The organism is Myroides sp. DW712 (assembly GCF_046557355.1).
In the GTDB taxonomy this organism is placed as follows: Bacteria; Bacteroidota; Bacteroidia; order Flavobacteriales; family Flavobacteriaceae; genus Flavobacterium.
The window spans coordinates 13311-33202 of record NZ_JBKFDO010000022.1 but is presented as its reverse complement, the minus strand read 5'-3'; the positions used below and the strand labels follow the sequence as shown (position 1 = coordinate 33202).

The following is a 19892-nucleotide window of genomic DNA, read 5'->3' as shown; positions in this document are numbered from 1 at the left end:
AAAAGCACACAATGGACAAGGGGCTTAACGTTTTTTTAGTATATTTATCTACTAAATATGACAAATTTTAGTTTTTATAGTACAATAAATATACTCATTGAGAATATTGAGTATCTTTTTGGGATAATAATTGTTAAATGCGAACTAGTGTATAGTAGGGTTCCGCAAATTAATCTGTATATTTGAAGTAAATATGTGAAGAACATCTAAATCATGTTCTTTGAAGAATGAATAGTTCTTTGTGTGTTTGTTTTTGAAATAGATTTATTTTTAAGATTTCTTTTGAGCGGCTACTTGTAAGGAATTTGGTTTTGTTGTTTTGTTGTTCTATTTCAAATGAGAAATAACATATACGAAGTTACTATAGTACCAGAGAGTGTCGTCAAAGATACTCTCTGTTTTTTCTACTCCTTCTCTCGTGGTAGCTATTTGCTCGCCAACGAGTACATTTATTCTTAAAAAAAAAAGGTTAGTATTAACTATATACGTTTCGCGCAAAAGCTCTATTTAGTCCCCAACTTTTGCGCGCAAAGCGTATTTTTTTCGTAGGTTGCTTTTTTGTAGGAACATCGTTAATAGCCGTGATTTTCTTTTTTTAATAGGAATAAATACAGCTAGATTTTTATTATAAATTAAATCTTCAAAGCAACAAAAAAGCAAAAAAAACTTCTCCCTAATTAATAGACAGCGATTTTAAGTTATTTCGATACGCTTCAAGCATATCTGCTTTGAGGATGTAGCCAAAGTATTTATCGTCTTTTTCCACCAATACAAAATCAGATTTCTTTAAATCAAATCGATTGATGATATGTTTCGTACTATCATTCCACGATACTGTAATGGGTTGTTCTATTAAATCAGAAATTGGTGTAAATTTTGTTTGGAACGTGCTGAAAACAATGGGACGGACGTGGTTTAGGTTAATTACTCCGAGTAGAACTTCCTGTTCATCTACGACGGGAATAAATTCCTGTTGGGTTTGTGTAAAGATAGCCACTGCATCTTGAGTGGTCTGTGTAGACTTTAACAGGTGGATATCATGGCGAATAAAATCATGAGCATCAATAGTAGAAAGGATATTTGCATCTTTATCAGAAGTGAAAACCATACCCGTTTCTGCAATGGATTTAATATCCATAGAATATTTCTCCATATGTTTGGCAATCGCAAAACTGATAGAGGAAACGATGAGTAGGGGGACCATTAAGCCATAGCCTCCTGTAATTTCTGCAATTAAGAAGATTCCTGTTAGAGGAGCGTGAAACAATCCACTGATAACGCCAGCCATTCCAACAACAGTAAAGTTTTGAATGGGCATGTCTTTAACACCTAAGAGCGAAAAGAATTTAGCTACAGTAAATCCCAGATAAGACCCAACAAATAGAGAAGGAGCGAAGTTTCCTCCATTTCCCCCACTTCCCATAGTTAGTCCTGCAGCAAAGGTTTTGACCAAAGCTGCTCCTGCCACGAATAGCAGTAATACCCATTCATTGGTGGTAAAGTTTTTTAAAAGGGTATTGTTTAGAATGGTTTCTGGTTGATCGCCAGCTAATATTTTGATGCTTTCGTATCCTTCTCCAAACAGCGTTGGAAAGAGGAAGATTAACACTGCTAACATAGTGGCTCCTAAAATAGCTTTTTTATAGACGTGATTGGTAAATTTGGAAATATAGGCCTCTGTTTTTCGAAACATACGGGCATGATAGACACAAAATAGTCCTGCAAGAACGCCGAGAATTATATAATATCCTGTATTATAAGTATCAAATACCAATTGTTTCTTGAAGGAAAGTAGAATATCTTCTTTGATGATTAAATCTGTAACAATGGTTCCTGTAGCAGAGGCAATCATAATTGGAATAAAGGCAGAAACGGTAATATCAGCTAATACAATTTCAATGGCAAAAAGTACTCCTGCAATAGGTGCGTTAAAAGCAGCTGAAATACCAGCAGCGACTCCACATCCCAAGAGGAGAATACGATCTTTATAGCTGAGTTTATAGTTCTGTGCAAAGTTAGATCCAAAAGCCGCTCCTGTAATGGCAATAGGGGACTCTAGTCCCAGCGAACCTCCCATACCAACAGTAAGGGAACTCGTTACGATTTGAGAGTACATCTGTTTTTTAGGCATTACTCCTGAACGCTTAGCCACAGCAATCATAATCTGATAGGTTCCTTTTTCAATACTGCCATTTAAGAATTTACGCACGACAAATACGGTCAGTAAAATACCGATAATAGGCAAGATGCTATTGGTATAAGGAAGATGGGAAATATTATCAATATAGGTAGCAAATTGGAATACCGCATGGGCAAATGATTTTAAAATCGTCACCGCTATAGCACTCGATGCTCCAACTAAAACACAAGATAAATACAGAAATTGGCGATCCGAAAGTATTGATTTTAAAAAAAATAAAATACCCTCTGCATACCGAAAGGTCTGCTTACCATAGTACGCAATACGTTTTTTATTCCAAATTCTCATGGTGCAAAAATAATCGAAATAGTCGATAAAATAGAATCCATCGTTACTATTTTTTTAGGTTAAAAAACAGCTTAAATTGTAGTGAAACGCGGCGTTTTTTGAACGAATGCGACATGATGTTCTAATTCCTTAAAAAATTCAGTGAAGCCATGCTCTATTTCATCATAGTATTCTACTAGTTCTTTGGTTGCCTGTGTCATTTTCGAAATGCCCTTGGTTCTTCGATCCATCTGGGATAAAATGTACCCTAAGCCTTCTATGGTTTCATAACACATAAACCAATTTTCTCGAATCATTATCGGTAAAAAGTTTTGAATTTTAGGAGGAAGAAGGTCAAAGTTTCGCTCTAAGCTCGCGTAAAAATTGGCGGCATAGCTAGCCAAAGGCAGATTGTGGTACAAGGCCCAATTCTTGGCAAGGAAATGATCGTAATACATATCAATAATTACCGCAGCATAGTGGTTATAAATGGGGACAATTCGTTTTTTGTCCTTGCGCCAAAGAGGGTGATTATCGGTATAGGTGTCTATTTCCCGATGCAAGAGAATACCGTGCTGGATGCCTTTAGGGAAGTTTAAGTATTGTTTGCCTCGTACGCTATCCGCTATAAAGTTACCTAGGGCTTTGGCTTCGTCTTGACCAGATAAATAAACATGGGCTAAAAAATTCATCTTTTTGCTTTATACTCAAATTTACAATTTTCACTTGGGATTTGAAAGTATAAGCGAGTGAATTGTTTTATATTTGTTGGTAAGAAAAAAAATAGAGATATGACATTGATAAAATCAATTTCTGGAATACGAGGAACCATTGGGGGGAAAGTAGGTTTTAATTTAACGCCTATCGATGCGGTTAAATTTGCCTCTGCTTATGGAACCTTTTTAAAAAATAACAGTACCAAAGAACAATTGAAAGTGGTCATTGGTCGTGATGCCCGTATATCAGGCCCTATGATTCACCAGTTAGTGATACATACCTTAGTAGGATTGGGGATAGATGTAATTGATCTAGGGTTATCTACCACGCCAACCGTTGAAGTAGCTGTGCCTATGGAAGGGGCTGATGGAGGTATTATCCTGACTGCTTCGCATAATCCCAAGCAATGGAATGCCTTAAAATTACTTAATGATAAAGGGGAATTCTTGAGTGGTGCTGAAGGAGAAATCATCTTGCAAATTGCTGATCAAGAAAGCTATATTTTTGCAGAAGTAGATCGTTTGGGAAGCATCACGGAGCGAAAGGATTATATGGATATTCATATTGAAGAAGTTTTAAAACTAAAATTAGTCGATGTGGCTGCTATCCAAAAACGCCAGTTTAAAGTAGTAGTGGATGGAGTAAATTCCTCTGGAGGAATTGTTATTCCAGCGTTATTGAGAAAATTAGGTGTTGAAGTAGTAGCGTTATATTGTGAGCCAACGGGGCATTTTCCACATAATCCAGAGCCATTAAAAGAGCATTTACAAGATATCTGTGAATTAGTGAAAAAAGAAGGTGCGGACTTGGGGATTGTGGTAGATCCAGATGTGGATCGTTTGGCCTTTATTTCGAATGATGGAGAAATGTTTGGGGAAGAATATACTTTAGTGGCTGTAGCGGATTATGTCTTGAGTAAAACACCGGGTAATACCGTGTCGAACTTGTCTTCTTCTCGCGCATTACGCGATGTAACGGTAAACCGCGGAGGAAGCTACCAAGCAGCAGCAGTGGGAGAGGTAAATGTAGTAGAATTGATGAAAGCAACAAATGCTGTGATTGGGGGAGAAGGTAATGGAGGAATTATCTATCCTGAGATTCACTATGGTCGCGATGCTTTAGTTGGGGTAGCCTTATTCTTGACTCATTTAGCGAATCAAACGCTATCTGTTGCAGAACTTAGAGCAACTTATCCACAGTACTATATGAGTAAGAACAAAATCGAATTGACACCTAAGTTAAATGTCGATATGATTTTAGAACTTATCGCTGAAAATTACAAAAATCAAGAGGTTAGTACCGTTGATGGAGTTAAAATTGACTTCCCAACGAGTTGGGTACACCTGAGAAAATCCAATACAGAACCGATTATCCGCATTTATACGGAAGCACCGACGCAAGAAGAAGCTGATGGACTAGCAGGACGTATGATGGAGGAATTACGCGTAATTGCGGGAATATAGGTGGTTAAGGGTGATAGGTTAAGAGTTAAAAAAAGACGTGAAGAGTAAATCTTGACGTCTTTTTTTTAATTAAATAATTCATTTAATCCAAAAATTGGTTTAAAGTTTGTAGTGTATTGTGAAAAACTTTTTAATTGTAGTAAGAGGTGATTATCCCATTGTTATTCATTTTGAATACTTTAAGATTAGGTTCTCATATTTAAAAACAAAAAATGGTTTGTAGTACAGTAATACTACAAACCAATTTTTACTGTGTTTAATAAGGAAGTAATGTTTAAAAACGGTCAACCCTATTTAGGGATGTTCAACGTTCACCCTTAACTCATCCCTAATTAACAATTGCCGCTGAAATAGGCGTATTACTATGTACTACAATAAAGGTTGAGATAGCATAGAAGGCTTTATCTTCTGGGTTATTCGCGGTCCAAGGTTCCAATTGATAGTTGAAATGCAACGTTTTGTTTTTTAAATCACCAGTAAGGGCATTCAAACGCACTGGAACAACCATACCTGGACACCAACCAGCGCGATCAGGTTTCCAGTTTCCTGGAGCTTGATTGTTGATAGGGTTACTTGCACAACCAATAGGTCCCATATAATGTTCAAAGGCATTACTGCCATCTAGTTGAATGAGGTGTGTTCTATAGCACCACTCCGCACATCCACGACCTCCTGCATCGTTAGGTGTTGCATGTCCCCAACCCGAAATAATGGTTCTAAAGTAGGCCATATCAGTATTACCTGGTAATTTTACAGTTCGAGCTAAATCTGTCGTTTGTCCTGTTCCATAAGGCACCCCATCAATAGACGATTGATTGTGTTGAAACAAAGGGGTAACAGCAGAATACTTATAGGCGGATTCTCCATAAATGAAATCAAAATCAACGCTGTATACACGCCCTATAGGTAACCACGTTTCGGTGTATATTTTTATTTCCGCATCACCTGTTAGTAAAGATTTAAAATCAGTTACATCAAATTCCCATCCGCGTTGCAACTTCTCGGAACCTACCCAATAGGGCGTAATAAAACGTCCAATCTCATACCACTCGTTCGTCTTTTTATTTTTTACATATACATTAGCAAAACGATCCCATTCGTCACAATCATTTTTGTTTTGACAAGGGTTTTGTACGTACATTTTGATGCTTTGTACCTTTTCGATGTCCGTAGGAAAAGTAAAAGTTCCCTCAGCACTTTGAGATAAACCATCACCAAAACCTACTTTTACGTCTTTAAATGTCGAATAGTTAACTGTTCCCGTTTTTGTAGGTTCTTCTTCACCTTCTTCTTCCCCAGGTTCAACGTTATCATCATCCGGATTGGGATTAGGCTCTGGTTCTGGATTAGGCTCTTCTTTCTTTGGAGAAGAATCATCTGAAGAACAAGCGACAGTACCGACCAGTAAGCTACAAACTAAAAAACTAAGTAATAAAATCTTTCTGCTCATTGTTTTGTGTTAAGTGTTATAAAAGTGTGAATATAGTTAAAAAAAACCAAAAATAAACAAATGAAATTCAAATATTATTTTGTGCATTTTGGCAAGATTTCTCCAATATAAACTATTTTTTTTCTAACTTTAAAGTCTAAGTTTAATCAAATTTGCTATGACTTCAAATCCAAAACCGTTAATTCCCAATTCTATTTTAGTTCAATTGGGATTTATCTTACTAATTTTGTTTGTTTTTTATTTGTTGGCGAGTAATCTCGTCTTTTTTCTTCCTGGCTTTTTAGGGGCGCTGTGCTTATTTGTACTTTTGTTTACCCCTTATTGTTGGATGACGCAAAAAAAAGGATGGAATAAGAATTTATCTATTATTTCCTTGATGTTGGGAAGTAGTCTCTTGGTTTTGGCTCCGTTATATCTATTAATTCAAACGCTAACCGAAAAAGTATTGGTAGTATTGCAAGATAAGGATAAGATTCAGACAGGAATAGAGTCCACGGTTCGCAGTTTAAGAGAAACGTATAACATTGATATTTTTAATGAAAATACCCTTGGCAAAGTAACGGAATTGGGTACGAAAGCTTTTCAAGCCATTGTTAATACATCCGTGAACAGTGTGGTGGAAATTCTGGTAGCGTATTTGATGCTTTATTTTTTATTGAAGGAATATCAAGCTATTCACGATTGGTTGACGCATTATTTGCCAATGAAAACAAGCAATATCGATGAAGTAAAATTAGACATGAAACGATTGGTGGTGTCCAATAGTATAGGAGTTCCTTTAACGGCTTTTATTCAAGGAATTGTTGCTTTTATTGGGTATATGATTTTTGGGGTGGAAGATGCCTTTGTATTTTTTGTTTTAACTGCTTTTGCTTCACTCTTGCCCGTGGTCGGGGCTGCCGTAATTTATGTGCCTTTGGTGATTATGATGCTGGCTAATGGGCAGCAAGGAAGTGCGATTGGTTTATTGATTTACTGCTTGATAGTAGTGGGATTGTCTGATAATTTAATTCGATTTATGCTGCAAAAGAAAATGGCAGATGTCCATCCGTTGATTACAATTTTTGGAGTTATTGTGGGCGTCAATATCTTCGGGTTTATAGGTATTATCTTTGGTCCCATTTTGTTTTCTCTTTTTATGTGGTTAGTAAAAATATACTACCGGGAGTTTGTAGCAAATAACAAGGCGAAAATTATAGAAAAATAGAGAAGCATACTGATTTTGGTGAAATAGCAGCCAGAAACAAGAGGATTGGCTTATCTTTGTTTGGCTCACTTAAATGAGAAAAGTGGATTATGAATGGAAATACTTTTGGCAAATACTTTAGCTTAACAACCTTTGGCGAATCACATGGGGAAGCACTTGGAGGTATTATCGATGGATGCCCTTCAGGCATTGTATTGGATATGGATGCGATTCAACAGGAGATGAATCGACGTAAACCAGGACAATCGACCTTAGTAACCCAGCGCAAAGAAGCAGATCAGGTACGCTTTTTATCTGGAATCTTTGAAGGAATGACTACAGGAACACCTATCGGATTTACCATTGAAAATACGAATTCTAAATCACAAGACTACGCGCACATTAAGCAAGTCTATCGACCCAGCCATGCAGATTATGTATATGATCAAAAGTATGGAATACGCGATTATAGAGGGGGTGGAAGGAGTTCTGCTCGTGAAACAGCTTGTCGTGTGGTGGGAGGTGCTCTGGCCAAACAACTCTTAGGTAGTGTAAAGATTACGGCTTACGTATCGGCTGTAGGAGAAATTTCCGTCGAACAACCCTATACGGCTCTTGATCTTCAGTCTATTGAATCCAATGCGGTACGGTGTCCAGATGCTAAGGTGGCACTAGCCATGGAACACTTGATTCGACAAGTGAAAAAAGAAGGTGATTCGGTAGGAGGTGTTATTACCTGTGTGGTGCAAGGCGTACCAGTTGGATTGGGAGCTCCCGTTTTTGATAAGTTAGATGCGGAATTAGCCAAAGCCATGTTGAGTATTAATGCAGTAAAAGGGGTGGAATTCGGTAGTGGTTTTGCTGGTACTCAACTCCGTGGAAGTCAACATAATGATATTCTTCTGCCTCATGGTCGTACCCAAACCAACCACGCTGGTGGAATTGTGGGAGGTATTAGTAATGGGATGGATATCTATTTTAAGGTCGCTTTTAAACCTACAGCAACAATCATGAAGGATCAACTTTCTATTAACGCAAAGAATGAAGTGGTAACCGTTCAAGGGAAAGGCCGTCACGATGCATGTGTACTCCCAAGAGCAGTACCAATTGTCGAGGCTATGACTGCGTTGACCTTAGTTGATTTCTTTATCGAACAATATGGAAAACAAGGATTGAAAAAACTTCAAGAATAAAAAAGATATTTTTTTATAGAGACCAGGACTGGGTTGATATCAGTTGTTTTTTTATTGAACAATACAGTAATCTAAGCTAAGTATTTAGAAGTTAAGCAAAAAAGAAACGCATAAAAACTATTCTTGTAGCATATAACCAGTGCCTTTGATGGTGTGGATTAGTTTCCCTTGGGTTTCGTCAATCTTATTTCGGATATAAGAAATGTATACGTCTACTACATTGGTATTGGTATCGTATTGAATACCCCAAACCTGTTCTAAAATTTGGGTTCTCGAGATGACACGTCCTTTATTTTCTAGTAAATACAACAATAGTTTGTACTCTTTGGGGGACAAATCAATGATTTTTCCCCCTTGAGAAACTACATGTTTTTCGGGATTTAATTCTATATCTCTACAGTGATACGATTTACTTGTATTTTCGTAGTTAAATTTAGTTCGACGGGTTAGTGCATTGATGCGCGACAACAATTCACTAAAGTGAAAAGGTTTCGTGAGGTAATCATCGGCTCCTCCATCCAAAGCATCTATTTTATCTGTGGTATCACTCAGGGCACTTAGCATGAGAATGGGGGTATAGTCTTTTTTAAAGCGAATCATTTTCGTTAGCTGAATACCATCAATATCGGGTAGCATAATATCCATCAGAATCAGATCCCAGCCTCCTTGAAGCATGAGGTTTCGCGCTTCATCTCCTGAGGAAACTAGTTGGACATGCATTCCTTTTTCTTCTAATCCTTTGACGATAAATTCACTGATTCGCTTGTCGTCTTCTACTAATAATATATTCACTACTTCTTGCTATTTGAATTTGATTTCATAAAATCAGAGACAAGATACGCTATTAATTTGCCAACGAGGTGATTATTTGTTGGAAAATCAAGGGACGGTGCTCCTTCACAAATGTGGAGATAAGCGACGTTTGATGATTCTGCAAAGAAATGAAGGAATTGACGGGCGCGTTCTGCCGAAAAACCCGTAGGAGTAATGGCACTGCTGGCTACTTGGGGAATCGCATCTAAATCTATTTCAATGCCGTAGTAGTCTAGGTCAATGTGTTTCTTTGCATTGAGCAATTCATTGCTAAACGATTTTTCCTTTCGAATATTGATTTGTTCATAAGTATTGTATTTCACGCGATTGGCTTGTAGTTTGATGGCGCTTAAAATACTTTTGGAGGTATAGTTCTCATGTAAACCAAAGACGAAGTAGTTTTTTAGGAAGCCTTCCTCAAAGGCATAGGAAAATCCATTGCCACTATGTCTGCCTTCTAAAGGTCTAAAATCAGTATGCGCATCAAAGTTAACTGCATTAATAGCTTTACCTTTCGCTAAAGCGGTTCCCTTGATATTACCATACGCATTATTATGGCCTCCACCAATAACGATGGGAATTTTTCCAGCTTTGACAATTTTAGCAATTAAGTGAGAAACTTCTTTGTCAATCAGTTGTACGAGTTCAAAAAGGCGTTTTCGATCCGCTTTATTGGCAGGATCTAAGTGTTGGGCTTCTTCTACTTCTGTAGCAAAATCCAAATGTCCCAATACCGTTACCCAATAGCCTTTGTTGAATCGGTTGTGCTGAATATTTAAAAAGGTAGCAATAAATTTTTCCCACGCACTCGCCGCTCCCATACGACCGAAATTGGCTTTGACCCCAATGTCTTCAGGAATACCTAAAATAACGTATTTGCTTTCGTTTTGAGTAAGTTCTCTTTCCCAATCTTGAGGCTGTTGAATTACGTGTACGCGTTCGCCTAATTTGATTTCACCATTGCGTAAACTCGTCAAGGCTAGTAATTGGTCTCTTGTAAAAATCGTTAGTTTTGTTTGTGTCATGTCGCAGTATGTTAGAGCTACTTTTACTTAATTTTTATACGGTTGAATTCGTCCATTTAAGATAACTGTTCCAATGGGATTACTAGCAAAAGCATACGGGATTTCGTAAAATGAATGCAGCGGCTTGGTAATAATCACACTGGCTTTTTTACCTTTGGTGATACTGCCGTGTGTAGCACCAACTCCCATAGCATAAGCCCCATTAATCGTCGCAGCATTGATGGCTTCTTCGGGCGTTAGTTTCATCTTAATACAAGCGGTAGCCACCACAAAGTTCATATTGCCTGATGGCGTTGTACCTGGATTAGAATCAGAAGCTAAAGCAAGAGGTAGTCCTGCAGCTAACATTTTTTTAGCAGGCGTATAGGGAATTGAAATAAAGAAAGAGCACGTGGGTAAAGCCACGGGCATGGTTTTACTGTTTTTGAGCACTTCAATATCCTCATCGGTTACTATTTCTAAGTGATCCACAGAGAGGGCATCGTGTTGCACGCAAGCAGCAATACCACCAATCGCTGTAAATTGATTGACGTGAATTTTGGCACGCAAACCATGTTGTTTTCCTGCTTCCATGATACGAGTTGTTTCTTCCACAGAAAAATAACCCGTCTCTAAAAAGGCATCGATGTATTCCGCTAAATTTTCTTGAGCAATAGCTGGAATCATTTCATTTACTAATAAATCAATATAACCTGTATGATTGTCTTTGTACTCACTTGGAAAAGCATGAGCGCCTAAAAAGGTAGCTTTAATCGCCAAGGGATATTGCTCTTTTAAACGTTTGATGACGCGTAACATCTTAAGTTCAGATTCAAGCGTTAAGCCATAACCCGATTTAATTTCTACGGCTCCTGTTCCTTGTGCAATGACTTCTTCTATACGGACTCTCGATTGCTCAAATAGTTCTTCTTCGCTAGTCTCTTGTAGTTTTTTGGCTGAATTGAGAATTCCTCCACCGCGATTGAAGATTTCCTCATAGCTCAATCCATTAATACGATCAACAAACTCTAAGGTTCGATTTCCCGCATAAACCAAGTGTGTATGGCTATCCACCCATGTTGGAAGTACCACACAACCCGTTGCGTCGATAACTTCGGTTATGCGATCATCTTCTGCTGGACAGTCTGCCATGACACCATAATCCAAAATGGTTTCCCCTTCGATTAGTAAAAAGGCATAATCTAGTTTAGGAAGTGTTTTCATATCACAGCCTGAAATCATGTCTACATGAGTTGCTCTTGTTTGTAGTAATTCTTTTATGTTTTTAATTAAAATTCTCATTGTTGTTTGTTATTTTTTTGTGTAGCCCTAAAAGTACAGTTTAAAAATGTTATATATTTAAACAAATTTACGAATGTGAAACGAGTTAAATATAGTAAAACAAGAAAACTTCAACCCAATGTGCTGGAATATGCAGGTTCATTCCCCGATGTGCCGATTTCCATGCAATTATTTATTTATACAGCAGATCATTTTGAAGAGTATAATGATTTAAGTCTAAAAGAAATAGAGGAGGTGTTGCGCAATACAAGTGCGGATGCTATCAAGTGGTTTAATTTACATGGGTTGCACGATATTGAGCTCTTACAAGAAATAGGGGAGTTCTTCCAAATCCAATCTTACATTATGGCGGAGATTCTCAACTTTGGACGAAGAACGCGCGTAGAAGATTTAGATGATACGCTTTTCTTTAGCCTTAAAGCGCTATTACCCTATCAAGATATTAAACAAAATATCGAAATTGAGCAGATAAGTTTTATTTTAAAGTCGAATTTACTGTTGTCTTTTCAAGAAAAAAGAGGTGATTTTTTTCACATTATTCGCGATCGAATTCGCATGAAAATTGGTCAGGTTCGCAAACGAGATACAGGTTATTTACTGTATTTGTTGATGGATTCTCTAATGGATAGTTTTTTTGTTACGCTAGATGTAGTAGAGGACAATGTGGAGCAAATTCTTCAGGACGCGCGCGCCAAATACCATCGTGATACGCTCATCAGTATTGAAGAATATACACAAGAGTTGAATGATGTTAAACGAGCGGTAATGCCCATGCGTGAAATTCTCAACAACGTGAGAACGCTACACGACAAAACACACCCGCATTTGATTATTAGCAAAGAAAGTTTACTGTTTTATGATCGCTTACAGTATAAGTGTATTGAAATTCTGGATCAGATAGAATACAACCTCAATAAATTGGATAGTGCAACCAATTATTACTTCTCCTCTCAAAGTAATCGAATGAATGAGATTATGAAGGTATTAACCATTGTATCTGTTATTTTTATTCCGTTAACTTTTATTGTGGGAGTGTATGGGATGAATTTTGAAAACATGCCAGAACTCAAAATGGAAAATGGCTACTTTATTACGCTTATCGGAATGTTCTTGTTAGTTTTAGCCATGATTGCCTATTTTAAGTGGAAGCGATGGTTTTAATACGCAAAACAAAAGCCCAACGACACGCATTGGGCTTTTGCATAGGAAACAACATATAACGTAGATAAAGTATAAAACTCTATATCGTTCAATTTAGTGAAAAACGCTAAAGTGCTTGGATTTACGAGTGCTTCACGAGGCACTTCGCTTTTTGCGTTTTTTTATTCTCGAACAAATTTAGCTAACCTTCGGCAGTTGAACTAATTTATTCTCTTAAAAAGTAATTAAAGATATGGTAAAACTTCGTGCTTAAAGTTAAAAATAAAGGATGTTTTATTGGTTAAATGCGGGATATATGTAATTAAATTATGTAATAAATAGTATTATTTTAATTATTAACTATAATGATTTTTGAATATACTAAGAATATGATAAATATATACAGAAGAATTATTTATGCTAAATAATAACAGTTTGTGCTGCCAAGGCTGATTTTGCTAGAGGAGAAGGAAAAAAAGGAAGAGAGTAGGCTCATATAGCAAGGCGTGTTTTTGGGCTAATGAGTGGGGCACATTGTTGTAGGCATATAGTAAATCAAGGAGGTTTTTTAAAAAATGAAAAATAAAAAGAAAATGTATGCTATTTTTAAGTATATTTGATTTGTTTATGTTAAAAAATGATAGAAGCGAATACGTGTTTCTATTTTTGTAAAAAATGAGTAGTATGAAGAAAATCTATTTTTTTGTTCTGGGGTTGTCTTTATTTGGCGTTCAGCAGTTTTATGGTCAAAGTATCCATGGAACGTTCCATAATAAAGAGAATAATACGGTTATAGAAGAGGCTAAGGTGTCTTTTTTCAATGATAAAGGTCAGAAAGTATTGGAAATGATGGCTGATGAACAAGGACAATTTGATGTGAATAGTAAAAATATAGAAAAGGCGCAACGAATTGTGGGGACTGCAGAAGGGTATAATTCGGCAGAAGTTGTGGTCAATACTATTTTAGACGATTTGGAAATCAATTTCAGCTTAACAAGAGAGATTGGACCTTCAAAAAAGGCAAAAGAAGGAACGATAGCCGTAGCAGAGGCTAAAACGATGCTACCTTTCTTTATTCAGTATGATTTTAACAGCTCTTATTTTAATGATAACAATCGAGTAATGGCGGATGAGTTATTGCGTTATATGCAAAAAAATACCAACCAATCCGTGGTGATTCGCTCTTATGTCGAAACCAGAAATAATGCGCAATATAATGCGTGGTTGGCAGAACGCCGCGCGCAACGTGTGATTGATTATTTAGTTGCTCAAGGGATAAGCTCAAGTCGATTAGTTAAAGATGTGGTGCAATTGTCTCAAAACGCAACAAGTAGAGATGGTTCGGCAGGAACAGCCAGCGATTTTAGACGATGTGATTTTATTATTCAATAAACGATAGAGAACCGATGGACAAGCCATCGGTTTTTTTTTTGTCTGCACAAATTTAGGAATTGAATATTGCAGGTTATGTCGTAGTTTTTCTTATTTTTGGGGCCTAAATAACAACACACACTATGGAATTAAAGTACCAAGGAAAAACAAAGGATGTTTACAGCTTAGGGAATCATCAAGTACTACTAAAATTTAAAGACGATGTAACGGGAACGGATGGCGTTTTTGATCCAGGAGCGAATACAGTGGGATTAACCATAGAAGGAGCGGGTAAAAGTGGATTGAAAATGACAAAGTACTTTTTCGAATTAGCAAATGCTAAAAATATTCCCACACATTATGTTTCTGCCGATTTAGAAGACGTTTCTATGGTAGTAAAAGAAGCTGTTCCTTTTGGTAAGGGGTTAGAAGTTATTTGTCGCTATCGTGCGGTAGGTAGTTTCTATAGAAGATACAACGGCTATTGTACCGAAGGACAAGCGTTGGATAGCTTTGTTGAAATTACCCTGAAAGATGATGAAAAAGGAGATCCTGTGATTTCAGAAGATGCTTTAGCTATGTTGAGTATTTTATCATATGAAGAATACAATACGTTAAAAGAGCTAACGAAAACGATTTGTGGAATGGTGAAAGAAGAGTTAGCAAAGAAAGAGTTGGAGCTTTACGATATTAAATTGGAGTTTGGACGAGATAAAGTAACGAATGAAATTATCCTGATTGACGAGATTTCAGGTGGTAATATGCGCGTATACCAAGCTGGTCACTATGTAGCACCATTAGATCTAGAGAAACTTTTTTTAAGTAATTTATAAAAAACAAAAGGAGAAGCAAAAACTTCTCCTTTTTTTATGCAATTACTTTTTTCTCTACATAGTCAGAATTCATCAAACGCAGAATACCCATATAGTCCATGTGAAACGAAAGTGTATCACCAACTTTGAGGTTTTCTGGATTGGAGTCTAAATCGATTACCATCATATCAGAACTAGAACCTACCAATTGGTGTTTGGCATTTACGGGAAAGAAGTGATCGGTATCAATATCCAAGAGGCCTAAGTCAATGATGGCTCTAAATTTCGTTACATCCTCCCAAGCAGGATCAAATTCAATTTTTTCACCTGTCATATTGATTCCCGTTTCTCCATCGGGCATCATTGGTTTTTCATGTAACTCAATAATCTCGGCATGCAATTCGAAAATATGTTGTTCATAGGCTTCATATTGGCTCCCATCATACGCATTCGTTCCCATAAAAAGGGTTTCACCAATGCGAAAGTGATTAATAGCCTTAGGCAATTGATGCGCTGTAATTAAAGGAAGTGTAACAGAAGCTCCTCCCGAAATAAACGGTAACTTTTTGTTGAACTTCAACTCTAGTAATTCTTTGTACAAGCTTAATTGAATCAATTTATCATTGTTGGGTAAAATCCCATACATACATGTTAAATTGGTCCCTAAGCCTATGATTTCGATATGAGGTAAGCTAAAGACTTTTTCGTAAAAAGAAATTAAATCTTCCCGTAATACCCCTTCACGAAGCTCACCTAGCTCCACCATGATGACAATTTTGTGTAATTTATCTTGCTTGACTGCTTCTTTCGATAGGAGTTTAATGGTTTCTAACTCTGTATTGAAACTGATATCTGCATATTCGACAATCTCGTCAATGCTTCCGTTCGGAGCCGGTTTAATGTATATCGTTTCAATATGAGGGTCAATCTCTTTAATCTTTCTTAGATTCGAAACACGAGAATCACAAATTTGACGAGGCTTAAGCTCTAATACTTGTTCTAGAAAAAGAGCATTACCGCACAACAATTTACCCACAACAGCCCAAGTAATTCCTTCGCTGTCGAACAGTTCTTGGAGTTGGTTGAAGTTGTGTTCTAATTTTGTTTTATTTAAGGTTATATAAGCCATTACTTTCGAGTTACTCTCATTTCTATATACTTCTTTTCAAATCCTTTTCGCTCATATAAGTGTTGCGCTGGATTGTTGAAATCGACGTGTAAAGCAATGGAACCAGTTACTTCCGTTTTGAGTGTGTCGATTAACTGTCCACCAATCCCTTTTCCTCTTTGTGTCTGGTCTGTAGCAATATAGACTAAAATATGTTCAGGGATAAATCCCTCCATCAAGGTATTTAGTACAACAGTCATTCCAACAATTTTTCCCTCTGCTTTGGCGATGAGAATAATACCTCCAGGTTTGTTATTTCTTCCTAGGGCATAATCAAGCGCTTTGAGAATATCTTGTTTCGCATCTCCGTATTGTTCGAGATGTTGAAAGAGGAAGTTAGCATACTGTTCTACTTGTTCTTGACTGACGGGACTGTCTGAATTCTTTTTTTCTATTTGAATCATACGTTGTGTTTTTACAACTAAGTAGTCGTACGCAGGTAAAAACCATTTTTAATGATAAAGAATCAGCGGTAAAAAAATAAAAACTGATAAATAACAAGGGGTGCACTAGGCACTTTCCTTTCAATAGGTGTACTTCTCCTGACGTACTGATTACAATAGTTGAAAATTGTAAAATAAAATGTTTAAGCCATAAAATTACAAAAAAAGAGTTCTTCTTGCAAATTTAATGGAATTAATATTGCTTTTATTTCTTTTAAATTGTGAATTATGCAAAAAAAGTAAGCCTACTAAAAAACGTGGTATCACTTGTTTTTAGTAGGCTTAGCTCCTTATTTGCGCAAGGCTAAATATCTTTTCGATACGTTTTGCGTTCTTTGTGAATTTCTGGATTGAAATGCTTCCATAATTGTTGAATTTTTAAGTTTTCAATAAGAAGTGGATTGGTCTCTACCAGTTCAATTTGGTGTTTCTTAAAACAGGCGTAAATTTCTTCAAATATAATAGCAGTTACGCCCTTATTTCTATACTCTGGGTCAATGCCAATCAAGTAGAATTCTGCCCGATTATTGTGCTTCATCGCTTGTAACAAATGGATAAAGCCAAAGGGAAAGAGCTTGCCTTTGGTTTTTTGAAACGCTCGAGAAAATGAAGGCATGGTAATAGCAAAAGCAATCATCTTATTGTTTTTATCCATCACACAAGAAATAAAATCGGGATGAATAAATTGCAGGTATTTCTTTTTATAATGCTCGATTTGAAAGGGCTCAATGGGAACAAAACTCTGTAAATCAGCATAGGTTTTATTCAAAAGGGCAAACATTTCATCTACATAGGGCATGAGTTCTTTCGTCGTTTTAAACTCAAGGGCTTTTACGCCGTAGCGCTTTTGTACCAGTTGAGCCATTGTGCTAATTTTTTCTTCGTTAAAAGCAGAGATATCCAAGTTGTATTCCATCCATTCAGCTTCGGGTTTGAAACCCAATTGCGTTAAGTGTTCAGGATAATATTCGTAATTATACAAACCAATCATCGTAGCTAAACGATCAAACCCTTTGGTTAACATCCCCGCTTTATCCATATTAGAAAAGCCCATAGGTCCCTCCATATAGTGCATTTGATTCGCCTTTCCGAATTTTTCTACCTCTTCTAACAAGGCTTGCGTTACCGCTAGGTCATCAATGACATCAAACCAACCAAATCGAACTTTAGGTTTGTTCAAGTCCTTCACTTCTGTCCAATTGATGCAACAAGCAATACGACCTGCTAGTTTACCGTTTTTATACGCCAGAAAAAAGCGCACGTCAACGCTTTTAAAAATAGCATTGGTTGGATCAAAACTTTTTACTTCTTCTTTAATGATAGAAGGTACCCAGTAGGGATTATCTTTGTATAGGGTGAAAGGAAATTGGACAAATTCCTTCATTTCCTTTTTCGTACTCGCTTGTTTAATCTCAATCATGTTTTCTTTGGCATTAAAATCTAAAATCACGCTAAAAATACTAAATATTCAAGCACCGTTTCCTATAAAATACGGATAAAAATTTGGTATGCCAATAGAAAAAGAACGATTTGTTTGCTTTTAAGGAGTGGATACCAAAAACAGGTAGAAAGAGAAACGTAACGGTGTGTGGCGTAACAAGCTTTATATTAGTCGTTTAATGGTAATAATGCTGTTATGCTCTAAGGTGGTGGGCATCAAGCGTACAGAGAAACGATTGGTATCAAAGAGTGCTTTGAATTTCTGATTGCGCGCTTCATCATCTGGAGTGAGTACGATGGTATTGAAAATAATAAAACCATTCACTGCAACTAGTTGCTCTACGTGTTGAACAAAATAGTCTTCAAATAGAAAAGAAGGCATATGGGTGTCTTGAAAAATATCAATTACAACTAAATCGTACTGTTCTTGGCAACTTAAGACGTACTCAAAGGCATCCATTTGAACAATGTGATGATTCACTTGGTATCGATCGAGGGCAAAGTATTTTCGAGCAACATAAATCACTGCTTGATCCAGCTCTACACTGGTGATACTTCCTGTAAAATTGATTTCACTGCGCAATAAGTGAACTGTACTACCAGCACCCAACCCCAAGTTGAGTACGCGTTGCATGGCTCTAATTTTTTGATAGCCAATGAATTTTAATCCTCTTTTAAATACTTGTTCCAATTGGCCATAGGAATAATTGGTGTTTTTAGTATCTAAAACCAATTGGCCTTTTTGCCAACTCACCTCCAAGCGTTGGTTTACGTTGGACGGAATTTTCTTTACTGGAATAGGCGAGAGGTAACTCAACCACTTTTTTAGCATATACTTGCACATCAATTTGCACAAAGATAAGCGAAAAAAAGGAAGGGGTTTACTATCCGTTGGGATAAAGTTTAGATGTAAACAAAATAGCCCAATCTACTACAGATTGGGCTTGTTTATTTTAAAATTCAACTGTTTTATTTTGTTACCTCTATTTTTTTAGTGATATAACTATAGTCTATTTCATAATCCAATTCTTTTGGCTGATTATCACTCTGATAATAGATAGAAGTTTTGATTGGATTATTGTTTTCATCATATTTATATTCTAACAGATACGTATCTAAATAAGGCGTTTTATATTCTTTAATATTATTTGGGAACGTATAGGTTAAAGGCATATAATCCATTCCTTCAAAGAGTATAGTTGTCATATCAAAAGGTAAGTCTTTGAATGGATTGTTTTTGGTGTCATATTCAATTTGCTCTGGCAACTCAGCTCTATTGCTTTGAACTTTAATTATTTGGTTTTTATTATTGTAGGTGTAATTGAAAGTCCATGGAATAGAGGGAATCTCAGATTTAATCATTTGCTTGGCCGTGTTGTAGGTAAAAGTCTGCTCCGATTTTTGACTTCCATCAGTTGATTCAACCTTACGGACTAAACCATCGGTGTAGATGTAGGTATAGGTATTGCGAAACATGATGTCACCTGTAATATCCAACGTTTCTAATTGGCGTGCTTGATTGAGTTTAAAATTAAAAACACCATCTGTTACTTCTAGTACCTCGTCCTCTTTGTAATGGGTCACTTTATACGTTAAAGCAGACAGAGCAAGATGGTCATCATACGAAAAATTGAAATCAATTTCGTAGTCTTTTCCACTCATGTGTTGCGTGTTGCCATCTTCATCATACCAATAATAGGTAGATTTCACATGAGAAATCAGCTGTTTGTTTACAAAGGCTGGACCTTCTGGTTCTTTGCTCGTATCATCGGAACTACATCCAACAAGAGTCAAAAAAAAACTCGCAAGTACAATAGTTTTAATCGCTTTATTCATAAGTTCAATTTTTATGGAATAAAGATACTGTATTTTAATTATAGTTAAAATGTATTTTTTTAAAATTAAAATATGTTAATAATTTAA

17 protein-coding genes are annotated in these 19892 nt (G+C 36.6%); 6 read left to right on the top strand and 11 right to left on the bottom strand.

The features are described from left to right. Positions 1-673: 673 nt before the first annotated feature. Positions 674-2488 carry a chloride channel protein gene (locus ACLJX0_RS14405; protein ID WP_410881400.1) on the bottom strand — a complete coding sequence of 605 codons (1815 nt, stop codon included), beginning with the start codon at positions 2486-2488 and terminating at the stop codon, positions 674-676. A 71-nt stretch (positions 2489-2559) separates the two neighbouring features. Continuing rightward, complete coding sequence (locus tag ACLJX0_RS14400) at positions 2560-3159, bottom strand: ACP phosphodiesterase (RefSeq protein WP_410881399.1); 600 nt, start codon at positions 3157-3159, stop codon at positions 2560-2562. A gap of 99 nt (positions 3160-3258) precedes the next feature. Here ACLJX0_RS14400 and glmM point away from each other — a divergent pair, with 99 nt between their 5' ends. Then, a complete protein-coding gene (glmM, locus tag ACLJX0_RS14395; RefSeq protein ID WP_410881398.1) occupies positions 3259-4647 on the top strand; it encodes a phosphoglucosamine mutase in 1389 nt (462 codons plus the stop codon). A 328-nt stretch (positions 4648-4975) separates the two neighbouring features. Here the strand turns inward: glmM and ACLJX0_RS14390 are convergent, their stop codons facing one another. Next, positions 4976-6097 carry a peptide-N-glycosidase F-related protein gene (locus ACLJX0_RS14390; protein WP_410881397.1) on the bottom strand — a complete coding sequence of 374 codons (1122 nt, stop codon included), beginning with the start codon at positions 6095-6097 and terminating at the stop codon, positions 4976-4978. Positions 6098-6254: 157 nt separating this feature from the next. On the opposite strand from ACLJX0_RS14390, the gene ACLJX0_RS14385 reads away from it, so the two are divergent. Beyond that, positions 6255-7304, top strand: coding sequence for an AI-2E family transporter (locus ACLJX0_RS14385; RefSeq protein ID WP_410881395.1), 1050 nt, complete (start codon positions 6255-6257; stop codon positions 7302-7304). Between the two features lie 89 nt (positions 7305-7393). Further along, complete coding sequence (aroC, locus tag ACLJX0_RS14380; RefSeq protein WP_410881393.1) at positions 7394-8476, top strand: chorismate synthase; 1083 nt, start codon at positions 7394-7396, stop codon at positions 8474-8476. A gap of 117 nt (positions 8477-8593) precedes the next feature. Here the strand turns inward: aroC and ACLJX0_RS14375 are convergent, their stop codons facing one another. The 3 genes from ACLJX0_RS14375 to hutI are packed head-to-tail and all read right to left on the bottom strand — an operon-like array spanning position 8594 to position 11595. Continuing rightward, positions 8594-9268: a response regulator transcription factor gene (locus tag ACLJX0_RS14375; protein WP_410881391.1), complete on the bottom strand. Its 675-nt coding sequence runs from the start codon at positions 9266-9268 to the stop codon at positions 8594-8596. Further along, on the bottom strand, positions 9268-10314 hold the full coding sequence (locus tag ACLJX0_RS14370; protein ID WP_410881389.1) for a formimidoylglutamase: 1047 nt from the start codon (positions 10312-10314) through the stop codon (positions 9268-9270). Before ACLJX0_RS14370 ends, ACLJX0_RS14375 begins: the two co-directional genes overlap by 1 nt. 27 nt (positions 10315-10341) lie before the next feature. Next, positions 10342-11595 (bottom strand): imidazolonepropionase, encoded by a 1254-nt coding sequence (hutI, locus tag ACLJX0_RS14365; protein ID WP_410881387.1) that lies wholly within the window; start codon positions 11593-11595, stop codon positions 10342-10344. Between the two features lie 75 nt (positions 11596-11670). Here hutI and corA point away from each other — a divergent pair, with 75 nt between their 5' ends. The 3 genes from corA to ACLJX0_RS14350 all read left to right on the top strand — a co-directional run bounded on the left by corA (position 11671) and on the right by ACLJX0_RS14350 (position 14939). Next, positions 11671-12756: a magnesium/cobalt transporter CorA gene (corA, locus tag ACLJX0_RS14360; protein ID WP_410881385.1), complete on the top strand. Its 1086-nt coding sequence runs from the start codon at positions 11671-11673 to the stop codon at positions 12754-12756. Between the two features lie 663 nt (positions 12757-13419). Continuing rightward, complete coding sequence (locus ACLJX0_RS14355) at positions 13420-14127, top strand: OmpA family protein (protein ID WP_410881383.1); 708 nt, start codon at positions 13420-13422, stop codon at positions 14125-14127. A 122-nt stretch (positions 14128-14249) separates the two neighbouring features. Beyond that, positions 14250-14939, top strand: a complete 690-nt coding sequence (locus tag ACLJX0_RS14350) for a phosphoribosylaminoimidazolesuccinocarboxamide synthase (protein ID WP_410881381.1) — start codon at positions 14250-14252, stop codon at positions 14937-14939. 34 nt (positions 14940-14973) lie between these two features. On the opposite strand, the gene ACLJX0_RS14345 is transcribed toward ACLJX0_RS14350, so the two are convergent. The 5 genes from ACLJX0_RS14345 to ACLJX0_RS14325 all read right to left on the bottom strand — a co-directional run bounded on the left by ACLJX0_RS14345 (position 14974) and on the right by ACLJX0_RS14325 (position 19805). Next, entirely contained in the window at positions 14974-16047 is a 1074-nt protein-coding gene (locus tag ACLJX0_RS14345; protein WP_410881379.1) for an alanine racemase, read from the bottom strand. After that, positions 16047-16490, bottom strand: a complete 444-nt coding sequence (locus ACLJX0_RS14340) for a GNAT family N-acetyltransferase (protein ID WP_410881377.1) — start codon at positions 16488-16490, stop codon at positions 16047-16049. Before ACLJX0_RS14340 ends, ACLJX0_RS14345 begins: the two co-directional genes overlap by 1 nt. Positions 16491-16833: 343 nt before the next feature. Beyond that, a complete protein-coding gene (locus ACLJX0_RS14335) occupies positions 16834-17949 on the bottom strand; it encodes a GNAT family N-acetyltransferase (RefSeq protein WP_410881375.1) in 1116 nt (371 codons plus the stop codon). Between the two features lie 183 nt (positions 17950-18132). Continuing rightward, the gene (locus ACLJX0_RS14330) at positions 18133-18801 is read right to left on the bottom strand and encodes a spermidine synthase (RefSeq protein WP_410881373.1); all 669 of its coding nucleotides are present in this window, start codon (positions 18799-18801) and stop codon (positions 18133-18135) included. Between the two features lie 137 nt (positions 18802-18938). Beyond that, the gene (locus ACLJX0_RS14325) at positions 18939-19805 is read right to left on the bottom strand and encodes a hypothetical protein (protein WP_410881371.1); all 867 of its coding nucleotides are present in this window, start codon (positions 19803-19805) and stop codon (positions 18939-18941) included. Positions 19806-19892 lie beyond the last annotated feature (87 nt).

Excerpts from the sequence above, each read along its gene's own strand:
- ACLJX0_RS14405 (WP_410881400.1), bottom strand. The coding sequence starts at position 2,488 with ATGAGAATTTGGAATAAAAAACGTATTGCGTACTATGGTAAGCAGACC.
- ACLJX0_RS14400 (WP_410881399.1), bottom strand. The coding sequence starts at position 3,159 with ATGAATTTTTTAGCCCATGTTTATTTATCTGGTCAAGACGAAGCCAAA.
- glmM (WP_410881398.1), top strand. The coding sequence starts at position 3,259 with ATGACATTGATAAAATCAATTTCTGGAATACGAGGAACCATTGGGGGG.
- ACLJX0_RS14390 (WP_410881397.1), bottom strand. The coding sequence starts at position 6,097 with ATGAGCAGAAAGATTTTATTACTTAGTTTTTTAGTTTGTAGCTTACTG.
- ACLJX0_RS14385 (WP_410881395.1), top strand. The coding sequence starts at position 6,255 with ATGACTTCAAATCCAAAACCGTTAATTCCCAATTCTATTTTAGTTCAA.
- aroC (WP_410881393.1), top strand. The coding sequence starts at position 7,394 with ATGAATGGAAATACTTTTGGCAAATACTTTAGCTTAACAACCTTTGGC.
- ACLJX0_RS14370 (WP_410881389.1), bottom strand. The coding sequence starts at position 10,314 with ATGACACAAACAAAACTAACGATTTTTACAAGAGACCAATTACTAGCC.
- hutI (WP_410881387.1), bottom strand. The coding sequence starts at position 11,595 with ATGAGAATTTTAATTAAAAACATAAAAGAATTACTACAAACAAGAGCA.
- ACLJX0_RS14355 (WP_410881383.1), top strand. The coding sequence starts at position 13,420 with ATGAAGAAAATCTATTTTTTTGTTCTGGGGTTGTCTTTATTTGGCGTT.
- ACLJX0_RS14350 (WP_410881381.1), top strand. The coding sequence starts at position 14,250 with ATGGAATTAAAGTACCAAGGAAAAACAAAGGATGTTTACAGCTTAGGG.
- ACLJX0_RS14345 (WP_410881379.1), bottom strand. The coding sequence starts at position 16,047 with ATGGCTTATATAACCTTAAATAAAACAAAATTAGAACACAACTTCAAC.
- ACLJX0_RS14340 (WP_410881377.1), bottom strand. The coding sequence starts at position 16,490 with ATGATTCAAATAGAAAAAAAGAATTCAGACAGTCCCGTCAGTCAAGAA.
- ACLJX0_RS14335 (WP_410881375.1), bottom strand. The coding sequence starts at position 17,949 with ATGATTGAGATTAAACAAGCGAGTACGAAAAAGGAAATGAAGGAATTT.
- ACLJX0_RS14330 (WP_410881373.1), bottom strand. The coding sequence starts at position 18,801 with ATGCTAAAAAAGTGGTTGAGTTACCTCTCGCCTATTCCAGTAAAGAAA.
- ACLJX0_RS14325 (WP_410881371.1), bottom strand. The coding sequence starts at position 19,805 with ATGAATAAAGCGATTAAAACTATTGTACTTGCGAGTTTTTTTTTGACT.